This window comes from Mesorhizobium sp. M7A.F.Ca.CA.004.12.1.1, from assembly GCF_003997835.1.
Classification (GTDB): domain Bacteria; phylum Pseudomonadota; class Alphaproteobacteria; order Rhizobiales; family Rhizobiaceae; genus Mesorhizobium.
In genome coordinates this window covers 1-771 of the sequence record NZ_RZRK01001373.1, presented here as the reverse complement: position 1 = coordinate 771, position 771 = coordinate 1, and the positions used below count along the sequence as shown (strand labels likewise).

The window sequence follows — 771 nt, the reverse complement described above, 5'->3', positions numbered from 1 at the left end:
GGCACGGCGCATGACCTCGGCCTCCTCGTCGGCACGCGTGTGCCAGTCACAGCCGGGCACGAGCGACCCGCAGTGAAATTCCTTCATGAGATTTCTCCTTTTCCTCCGTGAAGCCTGGTCGAGGCTCCGGTACTTTTTTTGGCTCATGGTCCGGTTCCAGGGTTTAATCCGCGGACCGCGAGCGGGTGAGAAGCATAACACAGATGGGGCGGCATTGGTTGCGGTCAACGGCAAACAGGCGGAGCAGCGCTGCTCCACCCTCTTAACACTATCCCGAAACAGGACCGGACATCGTCTCATCCTGCTCTGGCGGGCAAGCCATCATTTTGCGGCCTTGACGGCCTCGGCGACCTTGTTCTTGCCCTTCATATCCCATGAGACACGGACTTTTTCACCGACCTGCAGGCCAGGATCCTTGAAGGTCTTGGGAAGCGTAAAAGACGATCCATCGTCGAGGACCAGACTCATGGCCGTTGCGTCAAAGGTCTTGATCGTTCCGGTGGTGTGCTTGACGGCGGCGAATGCCACCGAACCGGAAGCGAGAAGGGCAGCGGCGGCCGCCGAAACAATGATCTTGCGCATTGCGAAGTACTCCTGGAAGTAGGGCATCCCTCTCAATGAGGTGCCCCGCGTCGTCTGGGCCGTCCGGTCGCGTCGGGTCGCGGCTCGCTTTGTCTGACGCAATTCCGGTCGGAAAGCCGTTTCGCACTTTCCTGGAATTGCGCGCAGGCGAACCGCCGGCGCTTCCCGACCCGGCCCCACAAATAGGCC

At 60.6% G+C, this 771-nt stretch carries 2 protein-coding genes; both read right to left on the bottom strand.

Features of this window, described 5'->3' with window-relative positions:
- On the bottom strand, positions 1–87 hold an 87-nt coding region (locus EN984_RS36475; RefSeq protein ID WP_127218927.1), incomplete at its 3' end, for a DUF1059 domain-containing protein.
- 234 nt (positions 88–321) lie between these two features.
- Positions 322–582, bottom strand: coding sequence for a DUF1344 domain-containing protein (locus tag EN984_RS36470; RefSeq protein WP_127269427.1), 261 nt, complete (start codon positions 580–582; stop codon positions 322–324).
- Between the last annotated feature and the right edge of the window lie 189 nt (positions 583–771).

Bases quoted from the DNA above. Each gene is read 5' to 3' on its own strand.
- EN984_RS36470 (WP_127269427.1), bottom strand. From the start codon at position 582: ATGCGCAAGATCATTGTTTCGGCGGCCGCCGCTGCCCTTCTCGCTTCC.